The sequence below is a fragment of the Streptomyces iakyrus genome (assembly GCF_000717055.1).
Taxonomy (GTDB): domain Bacteria; phylum Actinomycetota; class Actinomycetes; order Streptomycetales; family Streptomycetaceae; genus Streptomyces; species Streptomyces iakyrus.
In genome coordinates this window covers 118,992-136,258 of the sequence record NZ_JNXI01000022.1, presented here as the reverse complement: position 1 = coordinate 136,258, position 17,267 = coordinate 118,992, and the positions used below count along the sequence as shown (strand labels likewise).

Here is a 17,267-nt window from a genome sequence, read left to right as displayed (position 1 = left end):
CTGGTTGAACTGCTCGTTCGACATGATCTGCAGACCGGGCCGGGCGAGCTCGGCGCGCATGAGCAGCGCCATCACGCCGCCGATGACGAAGAACGCGAATGACGTGACCAGGTACAGCGTCCCGATCGTCTTGTGGTCCGTCGTCGTCAGCCACTTGACCACGACACTGCCGCGGTTCTGGCGCCTGACCGGCAGCTCGTCCTGGTAGTGGGACCCTGCTGCCGCGGCACCCTGGGGTTCGTTGAGGATGCTCACAGGTTGTTCGTCTCCCGGTTCTTCTCGTGGCTCGTCTGCGCGATGCCGGCAGGAACGTAACCGTTCTGCTGCTTGTCCACGAGGTCCTTGAGGTGCTGCTCGTAGCGCTCGGGGGAGACGACCTTCACGTTGAACAGCATCCGAGAGTGGTCGACGCCGCAGAGCTCGGCGCACTTGCCGAGGAAGGTGCCCTCCTTGTTGGGGGTCACCTCGAAGGCGTTGGTGTGGCCCGGGATGACGTCCTGCTTCATCAGGAACGGCACCACCCAGAAGGAGTGGATGACGTCACGCGAGGTGAGGACGAAGCGGACCGTCTTGCCCTTGGGCAGCCACAGCGTCGGGCCCGGGTTGTTGGTCTGCGGGTTCCGCGTGCCGGGGGTGCCGCAGTCGTAGACGCCGCCGGCGTTGGCCGGGAAGTCCTCCTTGAAGCGGTCCGGGATCGCGTCCAGGTCCTTGGAGGTCTTGGCGTCCCCGGTGGAACCGGCGACCGGCTCGATGTAGTTGAAGCACCAGCTCCACTGGAAACCGACCACGTTGACCGTGACGTCGGGCTTCTTCTTGAGGCTGAGCAGCTCGGACTCGTCACGGGCGGTGAAGTAGAACAGCACCGAGACGATGACGAGCGGGACCACCGTGTACAGCGCCTCGATGGGCATGTTGTACCGGGTCTGTGGGGGAACTTCGACCTTGGTGCGGCTGCGCCGGTGGAAGAAAGCACTCCACAGGATCAGACCCCACACCAGCACGCCGACGGCGAGCGCAGCCGCCCAGGACCCCTGCCACAGGGAGAGGATCCGCGGAGCCTCTTCCGTGGTCGGGGTGGGCATACCAAGGCGGGGGAAGTCTTCCCAGTTGTACGAGCAACCGGTGGCTGTCGCCAAGACCAGGCCCGCGGTCAGTGCCTGCAGCAGCTTCCGCCGCATCGGGCGCCGCGGCGAGCGGTCGGAGCCGTTGGGACTCACGTAGCGCCTTCCCGAGAGTCTCGCCCGCGCGGATCGGCTGCGGCCTGGCCTTCTCGCTGGTCGGTCGCGGCCCTGCGTCGGGCAGGGGTTTGGATGTTTATGCGGACCAAACCCTAGCCGACGCCCTCCGGGGGTTCTCGGGGAGGGGTGCCTAGTGGGGTGGGGTGTTCGCTTGATTGGCGGGTGCGGCAGTCGTCGTGGCTTGTCGCGCAGTTCCCCGCGCCCCTGAGGGACGTCTGTGCACTGGGCGTTTTAGCGTTGCTGTGTGGGTTACTTCGATGCTGCTTCCAGTGCTCCGCTTCATCCCGTCGCCCGGCAGGCGCTGCTGGCCTCGTTCGACGAGGGGTGGGCGGATCCTGCGCGGTTGTACAGGGAAGGGCGCCGGGCCCGGATGCTGTTGGACGCCGCCCGGGAGGCCACCGCCGAGGCCGTGGGGTGCCGGGCGGACGAGCTGGTGTTCACCTCGTCCGGAAGCCGTGCCGTGCACACCGGCGTTGCGGGGGCGCTGGCCGGGCGGCGGCGGGTCGGACGCCACCTGATCGTGTCAGCCGTCGAACACTCCTCCGTACTCCATTCGGCCGAGGCGCACGAGACGGGCGGCGGGTCCGTCACCCAGGTGCCCGTCGGCCGGGGTGGGGCGGTGGATCCGGTCGCCTACGGCGCTGCCCTGCGCGCGGACACCGCGCTGGCGTGCCTGCAGTCCGCCAATCACGAGGTGGGGACCGAGCAGCCGGTCGGGGCGGTGGCGGAGGTGTGCCGGGAGGCCGGGGTGCCGTTGCTGGTGGACGCGGCGCAGTCACTCGGCTGGGGGCCGGTGGACGGGGGCTGGTCGCTGCTGACGGCCAGTGCGCACAAGTGGGGCGGGCCGTCCGGTGTCGGACTGCTCGTGGTCCGCAAGGGTGTGCGGTTCGCGGCACAAGAGCCGGTGGACGAGCGGGAGTCGGGGCGGGCGCCCGGTTTCGAGAACATCCCGGCGATCGTGGCGGCGGCCGCGTCGCTGCGGGCCGTGCGGGCCGAGGCGGCCGAGGAGGCCGTGCGCCTGCGGGAGCTGACGGACCGGATCCGGGCCCGGGTGCCACGGCTGGTGTCCGACGTCGAGGTCGTCGGCGACCCGGTGCGCCGGCTGCCCGGGGTCGTCACCTTCTCCTGTCTCTACGTCGACGGGGAGGCGCTGCTGCACGAGCTGGACCGGGAGGGCTTCTCGGTCTCGTCCGGATCGTCCTGCACGAGCAGCACGCTGACGCCGAGCCATGTGCTGCGGGCGATGGGCGTGCTGAGTGAGGGAAATGTGCGGGTTTCGCTGCCGCTCGGGACGGCGAAGGAGGACGTGGAGAGGTTCCTGGCCGTCCTTCCCCAGGCGGTGTCGGCCGTGCGGGAGAAGCTGGGAGCGCCGGTCGCCTCGGAGGTGGTCCGTGAGGAAGACGTCCTGGTCGTCGACTCCCTCGGCAAGCGGTGCCCGATCCCGGTGATCGAGCTGGCCAAGGTCATCGGTGACGTCCCCATGGGGGGCCTGGTCCGGGTGCTGTCGGACGACGAGGCGGCCCGCTTGGACATCCCGGCGTGGTGCGAGATGCGGGGCCAGGAGTACGTCGGGGAGGAGCCGGCGGACCGAGGAACGGCCTACTCGATCCGCCGAGCGAGCTGAACGCCTCAGGGGCGCGGGGAACTGCGCGACCAGTCCCCCACGCACCCGCAGCCGAAAGCGGTCGATCAGGCCAGGTGCGCCCGGACCTCCTGGGCAGCCTCGTCCCCGTACGCCTTGGTGAACCGCTCCATGAAGTGCCCGCGCCGCAGCTGGTACTCCTGCGTTCCCACCGTCTCGATGACGAGGGTCGCCAGCATGCAGCCGATCTGCGCGGCCCGCTCCAGGGAGACGCCCCAAGCCAGGCCCGACATGAAGCCCGCGCGGAAGGCGTCGCCGACGCCCGTCGGGTCGGCCTTGCGCTCCTCGTCCGGCGTGCCGACCTCGATCGGGTCCTCGCCGGCCCGCTCGATGCGTACGCCGCGTGCGCCCAGGGTGGTGACGCGGTGGCCCACGCGGGACAGGATCTCCTCGTCGCTCCAGCCGGTCTTGGTCTCGATGAGGCCCTTCTCGTACTCGTTGGAGAAGAGGTACGTGGCCCCGTCCAGCAGGATGCGGATCTCCTCGCCGTCCATCCGGGCGATCTGCTGGGAGAAGTCGGCGGCGAACGGGATGGACCGGGAGCGGCACTCCTCGGTGTGGCGGAGCATGGCCTCGGGGTCGTCGGCGCCGATGGAGACCAGGTCGAGGCCGCCGACGCGGTCGGCGACGGTCTTCAGCTCGATGAGGCGGGCCTCGCTCATGGCGCCGGTGTAGAAGGAGCCGATCTGGTTGTGGTCGGCGTCCGTCGTGCACACGAAGCGGGCCGTGTGCAGCGTGTCGGAGATGCGGACGGAGTCGGTGTCGACGCCGTGCCGCTCCAGCCAGGCGCGGTACTCGTCGAAGTCCGCGCCCGCGGCGCCGACCAGGATCGGGCGGGTGCCGAGCTGCCCCATGCCGAAGGCGATGTTCGCGGCGACGCCGCCGCGGCGGACGTCGAGCTTGTCGACCAGGAACGACAGCGAGACCGTGTGCAGCTGGTCCGCTACGAGCTGGTCGGCGAAGCGGCCGGGGAAGGTCATGAGGTGGTCGGTGGCGATGGAGCCGGTGACTGCGATGCGCACGGCGTGGATTCTCCTGAGGGAGGCGGACCTTGACAGTTCACGCTATCGGGTGGGCGGGGCGGCTCTGAAGGCATCGAAACTACCCGATAGTAGATCTTTCTCCGTGAGCTCGACCGTGCATACGGTGCCGGTATGACGAACCTCAAGGTCCATGCACCCGTTCCGGTCGATCTCGAAGGCGATCTGGCGTCGCTGCCCGGGGACGGGGCACGCATGGCTCCGCACTGGGCGGTCCCCGCCCGGGCCGCATCGCGGCCGGTCTCCCCGGCCCTGATCCACGGCGTGTCCGTACCCCCCGCGTCGGCCCGGCTGCTCGACGCCATGGAGGACTACGGGGACTGAACGGCGCACACGCGGGAACCGTGTGCTCCCCCGCTGCGTCCCATCGCTGTCCCCCGTAAAGGGGAGGCGGGATACGACCCACCAGCGGGCCCGTAGGTGACGGGCCGGGTCCCATGGGACAGCTGTGCAGCCGAAGGAGCGATGCGGTGAACACCGAGCGACCCGACAACGACGACGACGCCAGGGCGGCGGACGGCGCCACCGCTGACGCCCCGGAGGCCGAGGTACCTGCCGAGGCCGACGTGTCGCCGGGTGCCGCTGACTCCGACGAGACCCCCGAGTCCGCCGAGGCTCCTGCCGCGCCGGATGAGGACGCCCGGGCCGATGACAGGGGCAGCGAGGGCGAGGCGGCCCCGGCAGCCGACGAGCCGGATACGCCGGAAACCGGGACCACCGGTACGCCCGGAGACTCGCAGGACGACGCCGAGCCGGTCCCCGCCCCGGCCCCGGTCGGCGAAGCAGCCGCGGACGCCGGGGGCGCCGCGGAAGAAGCCCGTGCCGGTGCCGCCCCGGCGCCGGTGGGAGATGTCCCCCGCGACGAAGAGGACCTGGTCCGTCACGGTGGTGGCCGTCCCCGTACGCCCGCGATCATCGCCTCCGTCGCCGCGGCCGTGCTGCTGATCGGCGGTGGCGGAGCCTGGCTCGCCTCCAACGCGTCCAACGGGTCGGGCGGCGGTACGTCGTCCGGCGCGCCCGGCGGGGACGACACTCCCCCGCCGCTCGCACTCGACGGCTACTCGGAGTCCACGGCGGGCGGCGGCAACGGCATCGCGCCCGGCGAGCCCAACCCCTACGGCGCCACCTACCGGGTCGACGGCACGCTCCCCGACGGTCCCGGCAAAGCGCCGGTGTACCGGGCGCAGGGCGAGGTCACGAAGGCGGAGGTGACCCGGCTGGCGAAGGCCCTCGGGGTCGAGGGGTCGCCGGTGGCGCAGGGCGAGGCCTGGAAGATCGGGGGCCAGGACGGGTCGGGGCCCAGCCTCCAGGTGAACCGGCAGGCGCCGGGCGCCTGGACGTTCAGCCGGTACGCCCCGGGCACCGACGACTGCAAGGGCACCGACACCTGCACCGCCCCGCAGCCCGGCGGCACCCCGGTGGGAGAGGACGTGGCGGAGAAGGCCGCGGCGCCGGTGCTGAAGGCCTTGGGTCAGGACGACGCGAAGGTCGACGCGAGCCAGGTCATGGGCGCCCAGCGGGTGGTGAACGCCTCCCCCGAGGTCGGCGGACTGCCCACGCACGGCTGGACGACCGGGATCACGGTCGGCTCCGACGGCGAGGTCGTCGGCGGCAGCGGTCAGCTGAAGGCGCCGGTGAAGGGCGACACGTACCCCGTGGTCGGCGCACAGAAGGCGCTGGAGCTGATGGAGGGGCAGCCGAAGAGCGACCACCGGATGGGCATCGGCGGCTGTGCGAGCCCCGTGCCGCTGAAGGACCGGCTGGAGCAGCCCTGCGAGCAGCCGTCGAGCGGCGCTCCTCAGCAGGACACTGTCACGGTCGAGAACGCGGTGTTCGGGCTGGCCGCGCACGTCGTCGACGGGCGGCAGGCGCTGGTGCCGTCCTGGCTGTTCGAGGTGACGGCGCCGGGCGCCAAGGACCCGTTCACGGTGACGTATCCGGCGGTGGAGCCGAAGTTCCTGGCCTCCCCCGAGCCGAGCGAGCCGAGTGACCGGCCGACGGCGGATCCGGGCCCGCGCGAGGTGAAGGTGGACGGTTACCGGGCCGAGGGCGCGGAGCTGACGGTGACCTTCACGGGCGGGGTCTGCGCGGACTACGACGTGAAGGCGAGCGAGAAAGGCGGCGAGGTGACGGTCACCGTGACGTCGACCCCGTGGCCGGACGCGATCTGCGTCATGATCGCCAAGCAGTTCCAGGAGACCGTCCGGCTGGACGAGCCGCTCGGTGACCGGGCGGTGGTGAACTCGGACGGCAAGGCGGTGCCGCTGGCCAAGGAGGGTGCGAGGCTGCCGGCTCCCCCCACCCAGGAGCGGTAGGAGCGGCCGTAACGGCACGAAGGCGGCGGCCCCGTCGGAGGGGGCCGCCGCCTTCGTCGTGTCCGCGGCCGCCGGTGGCGGCTCGGCAGGCTCAGCTGAAGGAGTCGCCGCAGGCGCAGGAGCCCGTCGCGTTCGGGTTGTCGATCGTGAAGCCCTGCTTCTCGATGGTGTCCACGAAGTCGATCGTGGCACCGCCCAGGTACGGGGCGCTCATACGGTCGGTGACGACCTTCACACCGCCGAAGTCCTTCTCGACGTCGCCGTCGAGGGCGCGCTCGTCGAAGAAGAGCTGGTAGCGCAGGCCCGAGCAGCCGCCGGGCTGGACGGCGACGCGCAGCGCGAGGTCCTCGCGGCCTTCCTGGTCGAGCAGCGCCTTGACCTTGGACGCGGCGGCGTCGGTCAGGATGATGCCGTCGGTGACGGTGCTGGTCTCGTCCGATACGGACATCTACATCTCTCCCGGGTTGTACGGAGACTGCTTGCCGACGGTTGCAACCGGCGGGGCCGCGGATTCATTCCGGGGCCGGGCGCTCGATCTCGGCTCCTTTTCATGCTCGCACACGCATCGGGAACCGGAAAACGGCTCTTTCCGGGTGTTCCCGGGAATGAACGGCGGCCCACCGGGATTCACGTCACACAGACGCTATGGCCATCGTCAAAGTGACGTGAAGCGGTTATGATAGATAGCGTCAAATCGACGAAAAGTCGCAGAAACAGAAAGGGTGCGTGTCGTGACCACCGCCCAGACCCAGGAGCTCGACGTACAGCCGACGCCCCTCGCCCTGCTGCTCCTCGGCCGTGAGGCCGACCCGAAGAGCGAGCGCGGTGTGGAGTGTCCCGGCGACCTGCCCTCGCCGTCCGACCCGGACCTGGTGGAGCGCGCCCGCAAGGCGAAGGAGAAGCTCGGGGACAAGGTCTTCGTGCTCGGCCACCACTACCAGCGCGACGAGGTCATCCAGTTCGCCGACGTGACGGGTGACTCGTTCAAACTGGCCCGCGACGCGGCCGCCCGCCCGGAGGCCGAGTACATCGTGTTCTGCGGCGTGCACTTCATGGCGGAGTCCGCGGACATCCTGACCTCCGACGACCAGAAGGTCGTCCTGCCCGACCTCGCCGCCGGCTGCTCGATGGCCGACATGGCGACGGCCGAGCAGGTCGCCGAGTGCTGGGACGTGCTGACCGAGGCCGGCATAGCCGAGCAGGTCGTGCCCGTCTCGTACATGAACTCCTCCGCCGACATCAAGGCGTTCACCGGCAAGCACGGGGGCACGATCTGCACCTCGTCCAACGCCAAGCGGGCCCTGGACTGGGCGTTCGAGCAGGGCGAGAAGGTGCTCTTCCTGCCCGACCAGCACCTGGGCCGCAACACCGCCGTGCGCGACATGGGCATGTCTTTGGAGGACTGCGTCGTCTACAACCCGCACCGGCCGAACGGCGGCCTGACCGCCGACGAGCTGCGTGCGGCGAAGATGATCCTGTGGCGCGGCCACTGCTCGGTGCACGGCCGCTTCAGCCTGGACTCGGTGAACGACGTGCGCGAGCGCATCCCCGGCGTGAACGTCCTGGTGCACCCCGAGTGCAAGCACGAGGTCGTGGCCGCGGCGGACTACGTCGGCTCGACGGAGTACATCATCAAGGCCCTGGAGGCCGCGCCGGCCGGTTCCAAGTGGGCCATCGGCACGGAGCTGAACCTGGTCCGCCGCCTGGCGAACCGTTTCGCGCCGGAGGGCAAGGAGATCGTCTTCCTCGACAAGACGGTCTGCTTCTGCTCGACCATGAACCGCATCGACCTCCCCCACCTGGTCTGGGCCCTGGAGTCGCTGGCCGAGGGCAACCTCGTCAACCGCATCGAGGTGGACAAGGAGACCGAGGCGTTCGCGAAGCTGGCCCTGGAGCGGATGCTGGCACTGCCGTAGCCCGCGCCTTCCCGGGCCGGCCCGTAGCGGCCGGCCCGGGGAGCGTCACGGATGTCCGCAGAAGGGCGCCGAGATGCTCAGACCTCCGTCGACGACCAGGTTCTGGCCCGTGATGTACTCCGCGGCGGCCGAGAGCAGGAAGTCCACGGCGTCGGCCACCTCGCGGGGCGAACCGGGCCGGCCCTTGGGGATGTGGGGCACGATGTCCCCGGCCGTGAGACCAGTGGCCCGCAGATAGTGGTCCAGGGAGTCCGTGGTGATCATGCCCCCGGTCACCGCGTTCACGTTGACGCCCCGGGGAGCCAGCTCGGCGGCAAAGTAGCGGACCCACGCCTCCAGAGCCGCCTTCTGCGCGCCGATGGCGGCGTACCCGGGCATGGCACGCCCGGCGGCGAGCGACGAGATCGCCACGATCCGGCCGCCGCGGTCCATCAGGCGTACGGCGTGCTGGGCGGCGATCACGAACGACTGCGCGTTCATGGCGTGGCTGCGCGCGAGGTGCCGGGGTTCCACCTGATCGACGGTCTTCGCGGGACCCGCCGCGGCGTTGGCCACCAGATGGTCGAGCCTGCCGTAGTGCCGCTCCACGAAGGCGAACAGCTCGGCCGTCTGATCCGGGTCCTCCACGTCGGCGCGGCACAGACTGCCCCGGCCGCCGCTCTCCTCCACCGCCCGCAGGGCGCTCTGCGCCGCCTCCTCGTTCTGCTTGTAGTTGATGACGACATGGCCGCGGCGCCGGGCGAGCACGCACGCCACTGCCCGTCCGATGCCCCGCGAGGCACCGGTGACGAGGCTGACCTCGTGCCGCGCGTCCTTCTCGGGCCCGGTCACGCGGCCTCCGTCCGCTCGACGCGGAAGTCCTCCGGCGCACACCAGCGCAGCACGGTGCCGCCGTAACTCATGCCGGAGCCGAAGGACACCAGGAGGACGTCATCCCCCGGCCGGAGCCGGCCGGAATCCACGGCGTCCACGAGGGCCAGGATCACGCTCGATCCGCTGGTGTTGCCGAGCCGGTCCGCCACGATGACGGTCTTCGACTCCGGCTGCCCCAGCTCGCGCATCAGCGTGCGCAGCAGCGTGGGGTTGGCCTGGTGCGTGACGATCAGGTTGACGGCGTCCAGCGTGGTCCCGGCGGCCTTGACCACCTGCTCGGCGAAGTCGGGGACGACTTCCAGGGCGAAGTCGCGCACTCCCCTGCCGTCCATGCGCATGTAGTTGGGCCCGCTGAAGCGGTTGGGCAGGCCTTCCGGCGGGAGCTGACGCTCCGTGAAGGCCGTGTAGTACAGCTCCGGTTTGGTGCGCATCAGGGTGGGGCCGATGCCGCGCCCGTCCTGGCACGCCTCCAGCAGGTAGCAGCCGGCGCCGTCGCCGAAGATGGCGTGTGCCGTGCGGTCCTGCGGGTCCAGGCACTGGGCGACGGTGTCGGCGATGACGACGGCCACCCGGTGGTACTCCCCCGACCGGATGTACTTCGCGCCGACATCGAGGGCGAAGACGCCGCCCGCGCAGCCCCCCGCGTTGACGTCGAACCCTACGATGCCGAAGAGGCCGGCCTTGCGCAGCACGGCCGCCGCCATGGCGGGCAGCATGTGGTCCGGCGTCCCCGTGCAGCAGATCACCAGATCGAGGGTCTCGGGGGCCACGCCTGCGCGTCGGCAGGCGTCCTGGAGCGCGCCGACCGCCAGGTCGGAGGTCAGCTGCCCCGGCCGGGCCACCCGGCGCGTGTGGATTCCCAACTTCTCGCTGATCCACTCATCAGTCGTGTCGAAGCGGCTGACGATTTCCTCGTTCGATATCTCGAGATCGGGCACGAATCGCCCTACCGACCGAATCCCCACGGACATCTCAGGTGAATTCCACACCGTCTGCACACTCCTTTACTGCTGCCCGTGCGGAGCGGTTGGGAACGCCCGGCAGGGAAAGAGAACACATTCTGGAAAGGATCGGAAAATATCCAGATGAAGCTTGCGGCGGATTGCCCGCTCAATCATGATTGACAGTCACGCCCGTTGTTCCCCGCTTCCTGAACAGGAAAGGACTTCATGTCTCGTCCCGTTGCTCTCATCACCGGTGGAACGTCGGGCCTCGGTCTCGCGACCGCCGAACGGCTGCTCGCCGACGGCACCCGCCCGGTCCTGCTCGGCCGCTCCCGGGCCCGGGGCGAGCAGGCGGTGGCGCGCCTGGGTTCCGCGGCCGTCTTCGTGCCCGGTGACGTCGCCGTGGAGCAGGACGTGGCGCACGCCGTCGAGGTCGCCGCCGGGTGCGGAACCCTGCGGGCCGTGGTGAACTGCGCCGGCCGGGCTCACGCGGCGCGGGTGGTGGGCCGCTCCGGCCTGCACTCCCTCAAGGAGTTCGCCGACGTCGTGGAGTCGAACCTCGTCGGCACCTTCAACGTGGTCCGTCTGGCCGCCGAGCTGATGGCACGCAACGAGCCGGTCGCCGGGGAGCGGGGAGTCATCGTCAACACCGCCTCCATCGCGGCCTTCGACGGGCAGACCGGGCAGGCCGCCTACGCCGCTTCCAAGGCCGGCGTGGTCGGCATGACACTCCCGCTCGCCAGGGACCTCGGCGCAGTGCTGATACGGGTGGTCACCGTGGCGCCGGGGCTGTTCGACACGCCCGCGGCCGAGGTCCTGCCCGAGGCCAAGAGGGCCGCACTGGCCCAGTCCGTGCCGCATCCGCGCAGGTGGGGGCGGGCGGAGGAGTTCGCGGAGCTGGTGGTCCACATCCTCGGCAACCCCATGATCAACGGCGAGACCATCCGGCTGGACGGCGGTCTTCGCCTGCCCGCCTCCTGAGCCCGGCCGGACGCGGCCGGCCCGCGCGGTTCCGGGCCGGCCCCGTGCCCCGGCCGCTACCACGTCACCGGCAGTTCCTGGCACCCGTACACGATGGCCCCGTCGCGCATCCGCACCTCCTCGGCCGGTACGGCCAGGCGCAGCTCCGGGAACCTCTCCAGCAGCACCTGGAAGCCGATCCGCAGCTCCGCCCGGGCCAGCTGCTGGGCCACGCACTGGTGCACACCGAAGCCGAAGGCCACGTTGCCGGAGGGCACCCTGGTGATCTCGAAGCGGTCCGGGTCCTCGAAGCGGTCGGGGTCCCGGTTGGCCGCGGGCAGCGACACCGTGACGGTCTGCCCGGCCCTGACGGTGCGCCCGCCGAGCTCCACGTCGGTCTTCGCTCCGCGCGAGATACCGAACTGAATGACCGTCAGGTAGCGCAGGAGTTCCTCGACGGCGCCGCCCATCAGCTGGGGGTCGGCGCGCAGGGCGGCGAGCTGTTCCGGGTGGGTGAGCAGCGTGTAGGTGCCCAGGGAGAACATGTTCGCGGTGGTCTCGTGGCCCGCGGTGAAAAGCTGGAAAGCCACACTCGTCAGTTCCACGTCACTGAGCTCCGCCGACTGCGCGAGCCCGCTCAGCAAATCGTCCTCGGGTTCTTTCCGCTTCAGCTCCACGACCTTCGCGAGGAACTCGAAGATGATGCGGTAGCACTCCTTCACCTCGGCCGCCGACGAGTCGATGCGCAGCATCTTCTCGGAGACCGGTTGAATTTCCTGCCATTCGTTGTAGGGAATTCCCAGGAGATCGCAGATGACACGGGACGGCAGCGGCATGGCGAAAGCGGAGACGAGGTCCGCGCGGGCCACGCCGTCCGCCTCCATCCGGTCGACCAGCTCGTGCGCGACCGCCGCGATCTTCGGCTCCATCTCCCGCATGCGCCGCGTGCTCAGCTCGCCCGTGAGCAGCCGCCGGTACTTGGTGTGTTCCGGCGGGTCCATGCCCACGAACATGCCCGGCACGTCCTCCTCGGGCGGTTGCCCGTCCCCGAGGACGTCGTGCACCGCCGAGTGCCGGATACGCGGGTCGGAACTGAACCGGGCGTCGGACAGCACCTGCCGGGCCAGCTCATGACTCGTCACGATCCAGCCCTCGTGGCCGTCCGCGTAGGTCAGCGGTGCCACCGGGCAGCGCCCGCGCATCTCTGACAGCTCCGGAGGGGGGTCCAGGGGGTGGACTCGTGCCGTGGGGATCCGCTGTGCCTGGGCATCCTGCTGGGTCATGCGCGCTCCTGGTTCATGGTGCGGGCGCGGATCAGTTCCGCGGTGCGCTCCTCGAGAGCCGTGCGCTGCTCCGGGGAGAGCAGGCCCTCGGGCGAGGTGATCTCGATACTGAGCCGGCTGTCGTACGAGGTGACGACGAACAGCAGCAGGCCGTGCATGGTGGTCGTGGTGTAGCCGCGGAAGTCCGTGACACGCAGTCCCTCCGGAGCCGTGAACTCGGGAATCGGCCCGAGGTTGGTCACGACGAGGTCGACGGAGACCGGTTCGGCGGCGGTGAACTGGCCGGCCTGGAGAATGGCGCGCTCCGCCTCGCCGCTGTCGACGGCCTTGTCGAGCCGCTCCTTGATCACGCGGCCCACGTCCACCGGGTCGGCGTCGCGCGCCACGGGCACCGACGTCTCCACGCCGCTGACGAAGTTGGTGGACTCCTCGACGGTGACCGGCGGGTCCGTCCTGTTGCGCAGGTCCACCGGGCAGCCGCAGACCAGGTCCAGAGGTTCCGTCCCGGGCCGCCCGTCCCGTACGGCCACGGTTGCCGCGCCGGCCACGAAACCGTGCACCGAGAAGGCGTCGGCACGCAGCGCGTCGCGGAGCGATGTGGTCTCCCCCGCGTCGAGCCGCAGTCGCCCGGGCACCACCCGCAGCCGGTCCGGCTGCGGTGCGGCGGCCAGTGCCGCGCGCAGCGCCTCGCGGTCGACGGAGGTCTCGACGACGCCGGCCGCGCGCGTCTTCAGGAGCGTCTCGGCGGACAGCTGGGCGGGAACCCCGGGAGCGTTGTAGGGCGGCGTGCGGCCCTCGCTGAGCGCGGTGTAGTTGCGGCACAGCTTCTCCAGCAAGGTGACGCCGCCACGTCCGTCGATCATGCTGTGGTGCAGGACGAGGATGATGCGCGCCCTGCGCTCACCGCGCACGAGGACGAGTCGGCACAGTTCCCGGCCGGAGTCCAGCGGGCGGGCCATCTCGGCCAGGTAGACGGCCTCTTCGTGCTCCGGCGTCCCGTCCGTCTCCCGGACGGTGGCTTCCGGTCGCCGTCCGGCCGGGATCCGGAAGCAGAAACCCTCCGGATCCCGGCCGAGACATCCGTTCAGCAGGGGAACGGCGTCACAGAGCGCTTCGAACGCCCTGATCAGCAGGTCCGGCTGAACCTCACCGTCCGCCGCTATCGAATAGGATCCGGACCAGTCCACAAATGCGTGATAGGCCTCGCTGGGATCCAGATATCGCAGCCGTGACATCAAGCACTCATTCCCATCGGATCCGTCCGCGCCAAATACCGGGCACCAGCACGTTCCGAAAGGAATCTGCAGGAATCTTCACGGAACGCGTGAACCAGTATTTCCGGCCTTGCCCGAAGGTGTCTTCGGCCCAAGAACCAGGTCCGCGAACTGGTCTCTCGGCGGGCCGGCCCGCCGAAACCTGGACCATCGACCAGGAGAGGACCCGTGACGGTTCAGGCGGTGCGACGCCGAAGGGCGTCATCCTGCGGCGAGGAGAAGGAGCCCATGGCCGCGATCAGCTGGGTTCTGGTGCTGACACCGGATTTGGCCAGCACGTTGGAGACGTGGAACTTGACGGTCTTCTCGCTGACGGACAGGGCGGCGGCGATGGCCTTGTTCGACAGTCCCTGGCAGAGCAGGCTCAGGACGCTGTTCTCCCGCCCCGTGAGCCGGTCGCGGAACCGGTGGTCCACACCCGGCTTGGCCCCTCCGCACCTGATGGCCTGCAGCAGGCAGCCGGTGAGTTCGGGCGAGGCGAACCCGTCGTCGTCCGCGACCGCGTGGACCGCGTGGATGAGTTCGTCGTTCGCCGCGTCGCGGTGCACCATGCCGCGCACATTGCCCCGGACGAGGGCCGCGAGCCGCTCGGGCGCCATCGCGTCGATGCCGTAGACCAGGGCGGACGGAGGATCGGGTACGACCCTGCTCAGCTCCTGGACGACCTGGACCAGCCGCGCCTCCAGGAGGACCACGTCGGGCTGGCATTCGACGACACGTTTCAATACCTGTGCTTCGTCCTCGGCCTCCGCGACCACGGAAATGCCCGGATCCTGGGACAGCAGCATCTTCAGACCGAATCGAGCGTGCGGGTGGTTGTCACAGACAAGGACCTCCACAATGTTTCCGCGAAAATCGAACGAATTACTTCCAGTGAGACTGACCGGCACTGGGCTCCCCCAACCTCGATACCGTGACTCTTCGGTAGCGTCGCAGGGAGAACTTGACTGCCTCTGAACTGGATGCACACCAAGACCTGCTCTAGCGACCCCGTAACCCGGAGCAGGCTAATCGAACACCGGCTGCCACACAAGCGTTTAGCTGTCCCGGCAGGGCCGCCGGAGCGGGCACCTGCGCGTTCTACCTCATTCTTTTGGACCCCCATACTCTGCTTTTGCCGAGTCTTCCAAAGATATCGCCCCGCACGGACAGTTCTCGGACGCAGTTATGACCGAAAGTTCTCCCCCGGGTGGCGCAAATTGTTCGATGAGCATCACCTGTCCGTCGGTGTTGCGCTGGTCGAAGACGTCCGGTGCGCTCAGGGCGCACATCCCCGAGCCGCAGCAGCGGTCGAGGTCGACGATGATGCGCAGGGTCATGGACTCGGCACCGGCTTCCGGCTCTGGACCGGCGTGGCCGTCATGGGCATGTGGTTGGGGTTGACCGTCGCCCACGGCATCTCCTTGACCGTGACTCCGTCGGCGAGCGTCAGCCGCCAGCGGCGGATCACCGTGCCCAGCACCACGTGCATCATCGCCCAGGCGAACTGCTCGCCGATACAGTGGCGGGGGCCCGCGCCGAAGGGTGTGTACGCCCCCTTCGGCAGACCGGTTGCCGGCCGGTCCAGCCAGCGGTCCGGGTCGAAACGCAGCGGATCGGGGAAGAGCTCCGGGTCCCGGTGCGTGGCGTACGGGCTGTAGAACAGCTCCGTGCCGGCCTTCACATGGCCGCCGCCCAGCGGGAAGTCCCGCACGGCGCGCCGCGAGATGACCAGGATCGGCTGCCGCACCCGCATCAGTTCCTGCAGCACCCTGCGGTTGTAGGGCAGTTGCCCGACGTCGGCCATCGCGAAGTCCCGCTCGCCGACGACCTCGAGGACCTCCTCGCGCACCCGCTCCTCGATCTCCGGGTGGCGTGCCAGCTCGTAGAACAACCAGGCCATGGCGGTGGCGGCGGTTTCCGATCCGGCCATGGTCACCGAGACGATCTGGTTGCAGAGCTCCTCGTCGGTCATCCCCTCGCCGGATGTCTCGTCACGGGCCGAGAGGAGCATGGCGAGCATGCCGGCCCTGCCGGGTTCGGCCGCTGCTCCCTCACGGTAGGCCAGCATGACGCGGCTGATCGCCTCGCGCAGTTCGGCGAAGGCCCGGTCAAAGCGGCGGTTCATGGGAAGCGGCAGCTTCTCCAGCGTGTCCCCCGGCGACACCGTGCGCCACATGATGGCCTCGAGCACGGTGGGCAGGATCCCGGCCAGCTCCTCGTGCGCCCGCCGGTCGACGACCGAGCCGAACATGGTGCGGGCCAGGATGTTGAACGTGATGTCCCGCATGGCCTTGTCCACCGGGATCCGCGCGCCGGCCCGCCAGCCCGCCGTCTTCTCCTCCGTGACCTCGCGCATCACCTCGATGTAGCGGGTGATCTCGTCACGGTGGAACGCGGGCTTGATCATGGCCTGCTGGCGCCGGTGCTCGTCACCGTAGGCGTGGATCACCCCGTTCCCGGTGAGCGGCCGGACCTTGTCGTAGAACCGCCCCTTGTCGAGCAGGTCCTTGCGGTCCGTCAGAACCGCGTGGATGAGGGGCGGGGACGTGACGAACAGGGAGGGCATGGGGCCCAGGTCGACGCGGACCAGGTCGCCGTGTGCGCGCAGGGAGGTCAGGAACCGCAGCGGGCTGCGCATCAACGCCAACGCGTGCCCCACGCCGGGTACCCGCCCGGGGGCGGTCGTGTACGTGGCGCTCACGCGGGCACCTCCGTGCCCGGTGAGGACAGCCGGCAGTAGGCGCGGTCGCTGAACACGGTGCGGTCCCGGTTCAGCGTCAGCACCCCGGAGCGCACCCCGTTCCACTTGTGTCCCGGGCCGTTGTAACGGGACGTCAGGTACGACCACTGCAGGTTGCCCGCCATCATGTGCCACAGCGCGTCCAGGTAGGCGCGGATGTCCTCGCGCCGGCCCAGTTCGCTCGCCTCGATGGCCGCCCGCGCCGCCATGAACTCGGCCCGCTTGCCGTCGACCAGGGCGAACAGACGGTCCACCGCCTCCTGCAGACCCAGTCCCTCGCTGAGCCGCAGCACCGACAGCGCGTTGACGTAGTCGTCCATCATCGCCTCGGCCCGGAACGAGAACATGTCGTTCGTCAGCATGATGTGCACCAGGGCCGTGTCGATGATCCCGCGCAGCTCCGGATGGCGCCGAAGGTCCTCGGTCAGGTCGATGCCCAGCCCGTACTCGCCGAGCACGAAGTACATGCCCATGCCGACGCTGTCCTTGCGGACCTCGATATAGGTCTCGTAGTCGAAGACCCGGTCCTCGGCCCGGGAGGTGATCTCATGGACGCAGCCGGCGAGGAAGCGCCGGACCTCCGCGAGGAACCGGTCCCACACCGCGGGCGGCATGCCCGCCCGCATCTCCTTCCACAGCCCGTGCAGCACCGAGCCCCACTCGAAGTCGGCGCCGTCGGCCTGGTCGTCGAGGATGCCCGCCACCCGGCGGAACAGGTCCTGCGCCGCCTCGGGGTCCTTGCCGATCTTCGAACGGTCCACCATCGCGTTGTCGAAGACCGAGAGGTACTCGGTGTACTTGCACAGGTGGCGCAGCCTGTCCTCGCGGGCCGTCGGCAGCACCAGACAGGTCCACAGGGAAGCGGTCTCCTCCAGGAGCAGTTCCATCTCCCGCGGGTCGGCCATGGCGAAGGCCATGGCCTCCCTGAGCCAGGCATCCGACTCCGCACGGATGTCGTCGGTGCGCGGGTGGCTGCACGCCGGCAACAGATAGGGAAACTCGGGGAGGTAGATTTCCGTTCCGTCGGAGAACGGCTTCGGGATGGTCGTCATCCGGTCAC

General features: G+C 69.7%; 16 protein-coding genes and 1 pseudogene. 5 read left to right on the top strand and 12 right to left on the bottom strand.

All coding sequences use genetic code 11. The annotated features are described in order from the left end of the window. Both OO68_RS31735 and ctaC read right to left on the bottom strand, forming a co-directional pair. A pseudogene (locus OO68_RS31735) lies at nucleotides 1-255 on the bottom strand (aa3-type cytochrome oxidase subunit I); the annotation flags it as partial. Further along, nucleotides 252-1,217 carry an aa3-type cytochrome oxidase subunit II gene (gene ctaC, locus OO68_RS31730; RefSeq protein WP_033312638.1) on the bottom strand — a complete coding sequence of 322 codons (966 nt, stop codon included), beginning with the start codon at nucleotides 1,215-1,217 and terminating at the stop codon, nucleotides 252-254. The pseudogene OO68_RS31735 and the gene ctaC, both read right to left, overlap by 4 nt. A 265-nt stretch (nucleotides 1,218-1,482) precedes the next feature. Here ctaC and OO68_RS31725 point away from each other — a divergent pair, with 265 nt between their 5' ends. After that, nucleotides 1,483-2,862, top strand: coding sequence for a cysteine desulfurase/sulfurtransferase TusA family protein (locus OO68_RS31725; protein WP_078625575.1), 1,380 nt, complete (start codon nucleotides 1,483-1,485; stop codon nucleotides 2,860-2,862). 65 nt (nucleotides 2,863-2,927) lie between these two features. On the opposite strand, the gene OO68_RS31720 is transcribed toward OO68_RS31725, so the two are convergent. Continuing rightward, nucleotides 2,928-3,902: a carbohydrate kinase family protein gene (locus tag OO68_RS31720; protein WP_033312636.1), complete on the bottom strand. Its 975-nt coding sequence runs from the start codon at nucleotides 3,900-3,902 to the stop codon at nucleotides 2,928-2,930. A 132-nt stretch (nucleotides 3,903-4,034) separates the two neighbouring features. Here OO68_RS31720 and OO68_RS31715 point away from each other — a divergent pair, with 132 nt between their 5' ends. Further along, nucleotides 4,035-4,244 (top strand): hypothetical protein, encoded by a 210-nt coding sequence (locus tag OO68_RS31715; RefSeq protein ID WP_033312635.1) that lies wholly within the window; start codon nucleotides 4,035-4,037, stop codon nucleotides 4,242-4,244. 146 nt (nucleotides 4,245-4,390) lie between these two features. After that, on the top strand, nucleotides 4,391-6,235 hold the full coding sequence (locus OO68_RS31710; protein ID WP_033312634.1) for a hypothetical protein: 1,845 nt from the start codon (nucleotides 4,391-4,393) through the stop codon (nucleotides 6,233-6,235). 91 nt (nucleotides 6,236-6,326) lie between these two features. Here the strand turns inward: OO68_RS31710 and OO68_RS31705 are convergent, their stop codons facing one another. Next, on the bottom strand, nucleotides 6,327-6,683 hold the full coding sequence (locus OO68_RS31705) for a HesB/IscA family protein (protein ID WP_031109243.1): 357 nt from the start codon (nucleotides 6,681-6,683) through the stop codon (nucleotides 6,327-6,329). A 283-nt stretch (nucleotides 6,684-6,966) separates the two neighbouring features. On the opposite strand from OO68_RS31705, the gene nadA reads away from it, so the two are divergent. Further along, nucleotides 6,967-8,151, top strand: a complete 1,185-nt coding sequence (nadA, locus tag OO68_RS31700; RefSeq protein WP_033312633.1) for a quinolinate synthase NadA — start codon at nucleotides 6,967-6,969, stop codon at nucleotides 8,149-8,151. A gap of 45 nt (nucleotides 8,152-8,196) precedes the next feature. Here the strand turns inward: nadA and OO68_RS31695 are convergent, their stop codons facing one another. Continuing rightward, nucleotides 8,197-8,982 carry an SDR family oxidoreductase gene (locus OO68_RS31695; RefSeq protein ID WP_033312632.1) on the bottom strand — a complete coding sequence of 262 codons (786 nt, stop codon included), beginning with the start codon at nucleotides 8,980-8,982 and terminating at the stop codon, nucleotides 8,197-8,199. After that, the gene (locus tag OO68_RS31690; RefSeq protein WP_051814881.1) at nucleotides 8,979-9,995 is read right to left on the bottom strand and encodes a 3-oxoacyl-ACP synthase III family protein; all 1,017 of its coding nucleotides are present in this window, start codon (nucleotides 9,993-9,995) and stop codon (nucleotides 8,979-8,981) included. The genes OO68_RS31695 and OO68_RS31690 overlap by 4 nt, the downstream gene beginning before the upstream one ends. Before the next feature lie 198 nt (nucleotides 9,996-10,193). Here OO68_RS31690 and OO68_RS31685 point away from each other — a divergent pair, with 198 nt between their 5' ends. Beyond that, a complete protein-coding gene (locus OO68_RS31685) occupies nucleotides 10,194-10,949 on the top strand; it encodes an SDR family NAD(P)-dependent oxidoreductase (RefSeq protein WP_033312631.1) in 756 nt (251 codons plus the stop codon). A 56-nt stretch (nucleotides 10,950-11,005) separates the two neighbouring features. Here the strand turns inward: OO68_RS31685 and OO68_RS31680 are convergent, their stop codons facing one another. The 6 genes from OO68_RS31680 to OO68_RS31660 all read right to left on the bottom strand — a co-directional run bounded on the left by OO68_RS31680 (nucleotide 11,006) and on the right by OO68_RS31660 (nucleotide 17,259). Then, a complete protein-coding gene (locus tag OO68_RS31680) occupies nucleotides 11,006-12,211 on the bottom strand; it encodes a cytochrome P450 (RefSeq protein ID WP_033312630.1) in 1,206 nt (401 codons plus the stop codon). Beyond that, nucleotides 12,208-13,398, bottom strand: coding sequence for a phthiocerol/phthiodiolone dimycocerosyl transferase family protein (locus OO68_RS31675; protein WP_167345931.1), 1,191 nt, complete (start codon nucleotides 13,396-13,398; stop codon nucleotides 12,208-12,210). Before OO68_RS31675 ends, OO68_RS31680 begins: the two co-directional genes overlap by 4 nt. Nucleotides 13,399-13,661: 263 nt before the next feature. After that, nucleotides 13,662-14,273 carry a response regulator transcription factor gene (locus OO68_RS31670; protein ID WP_157852770.1) on the bottom strand — a complete coding sequence of 204 codons (612 nt, stop codon included), beginning with the start codon at nucleotides 14,271-14,273 and terminating at the stop codon, nucleotides 13,662-13,664. Between the two features lie 297 nt (nucleotides 14,274-14,570). Continuing rightward, nucleotides 14,571-14,804 carry a ferredoxin gene (locus OO68_RS44525; protein ID WP_245237243.1) on the bottom strand — a complete coding sequence of 78 codons (234 nt, stop codon included), beginning with the start codon at nucleotides 14,802-14,804 and terminating at the stop codon, nucleotides 14,571-14,573. Continuing rightward, nucleotides 14,801-16,168, bottom strand: coding sequence for a cytochrome P450 (locus tag OO68_RS31665; RefSeq protein ID WP_033312627.1), 1,368 nt, complete (start codon nucleotides 16,166-16,168; stop codon nucleotides 14,801-14,803). Before OO68_RS31665 ends, OO68_RS44525 begins: the two co-directional genes overlap by 4 nt. Continuing rightward, nucleotides 16,165-17,259, bottom strand: coding sequence for a terpene synthase family protein (locus tag OO68_RS31660; RefSeq protein ID WP_033312626.1), 1,095 nt, complete (start codon nucleotides 17,257-17,259; stop codon nucleotides 16,165-16,167). The genes OO68_RS31665 and OO68_RS31660 overlap by 4 nt, the downstream gene beginning before the upstream one ends. Between the last annotated feature and the right edge of the window lie 8 nt (nucleotides 17,260-17,267).

Excerpts from the sequence above, each read along its gene's own strand:
- OO68_RS31670 (WP_157852770.1), bottom strand. The coding sequence starts at position 14,273 with ATGCTGCTGTCCCAGGATCCGGGCATTTCCGTGGTCGCGGAGGCCGAG.
- OO68_RS31690 (WP_051814881.1), bottom strand. The coding sequence starts at position 9,995 with ATGTCCGTGGGGATTCGGTCGGTAGGGCGATTCGTGCCCGATCTCGAG.
- OO68_RS44525 (WP_245237243.1), bottom strand. The coding sequence starts at position 14,804 with ATGACCCTGCGCATCATCGTCGACCTCGACCGCTGCTGCGGCTCGGGG.
- OO68_RS31660 (WP_033312626.1), bottom strand. The coding sequence starts at position 17,259 with ATGACGACCATCCCGAAGCCGTTCTCCGACGGAACGGAAATCTACCTC.
- OO68_RS31715 (WP_033312635.1), top strand. The coding sequence starts at position 4,035 with ATGACGAACCTCAAGGTCCATGCACCCGTTCCGGTCGATCTCGAAGGC.
- OO68_RS31705 (WP_031109243.1), bottom strand. The coding sequence starts at position 6,683 with ATGTCCGTATCGGACGAGACCAGCACCGTCACCGACGGCATCATCCTG.
- OO68_RS31680 (WP_033312630.1), bottom strand. The coding sequence starts at position 12,211 with ATGACCCAGCAGGATGCCCAGGCACAGCGGATCCCCACGGCACGAGTC.
- OO68_RS31685 (WP_033312631.1), top strand. The coding sequence starts at position 10,194 with ATGTCTCGTCCCGTTGCTCTCATCACCGGTGGAACGTCGGGCCTCGGT.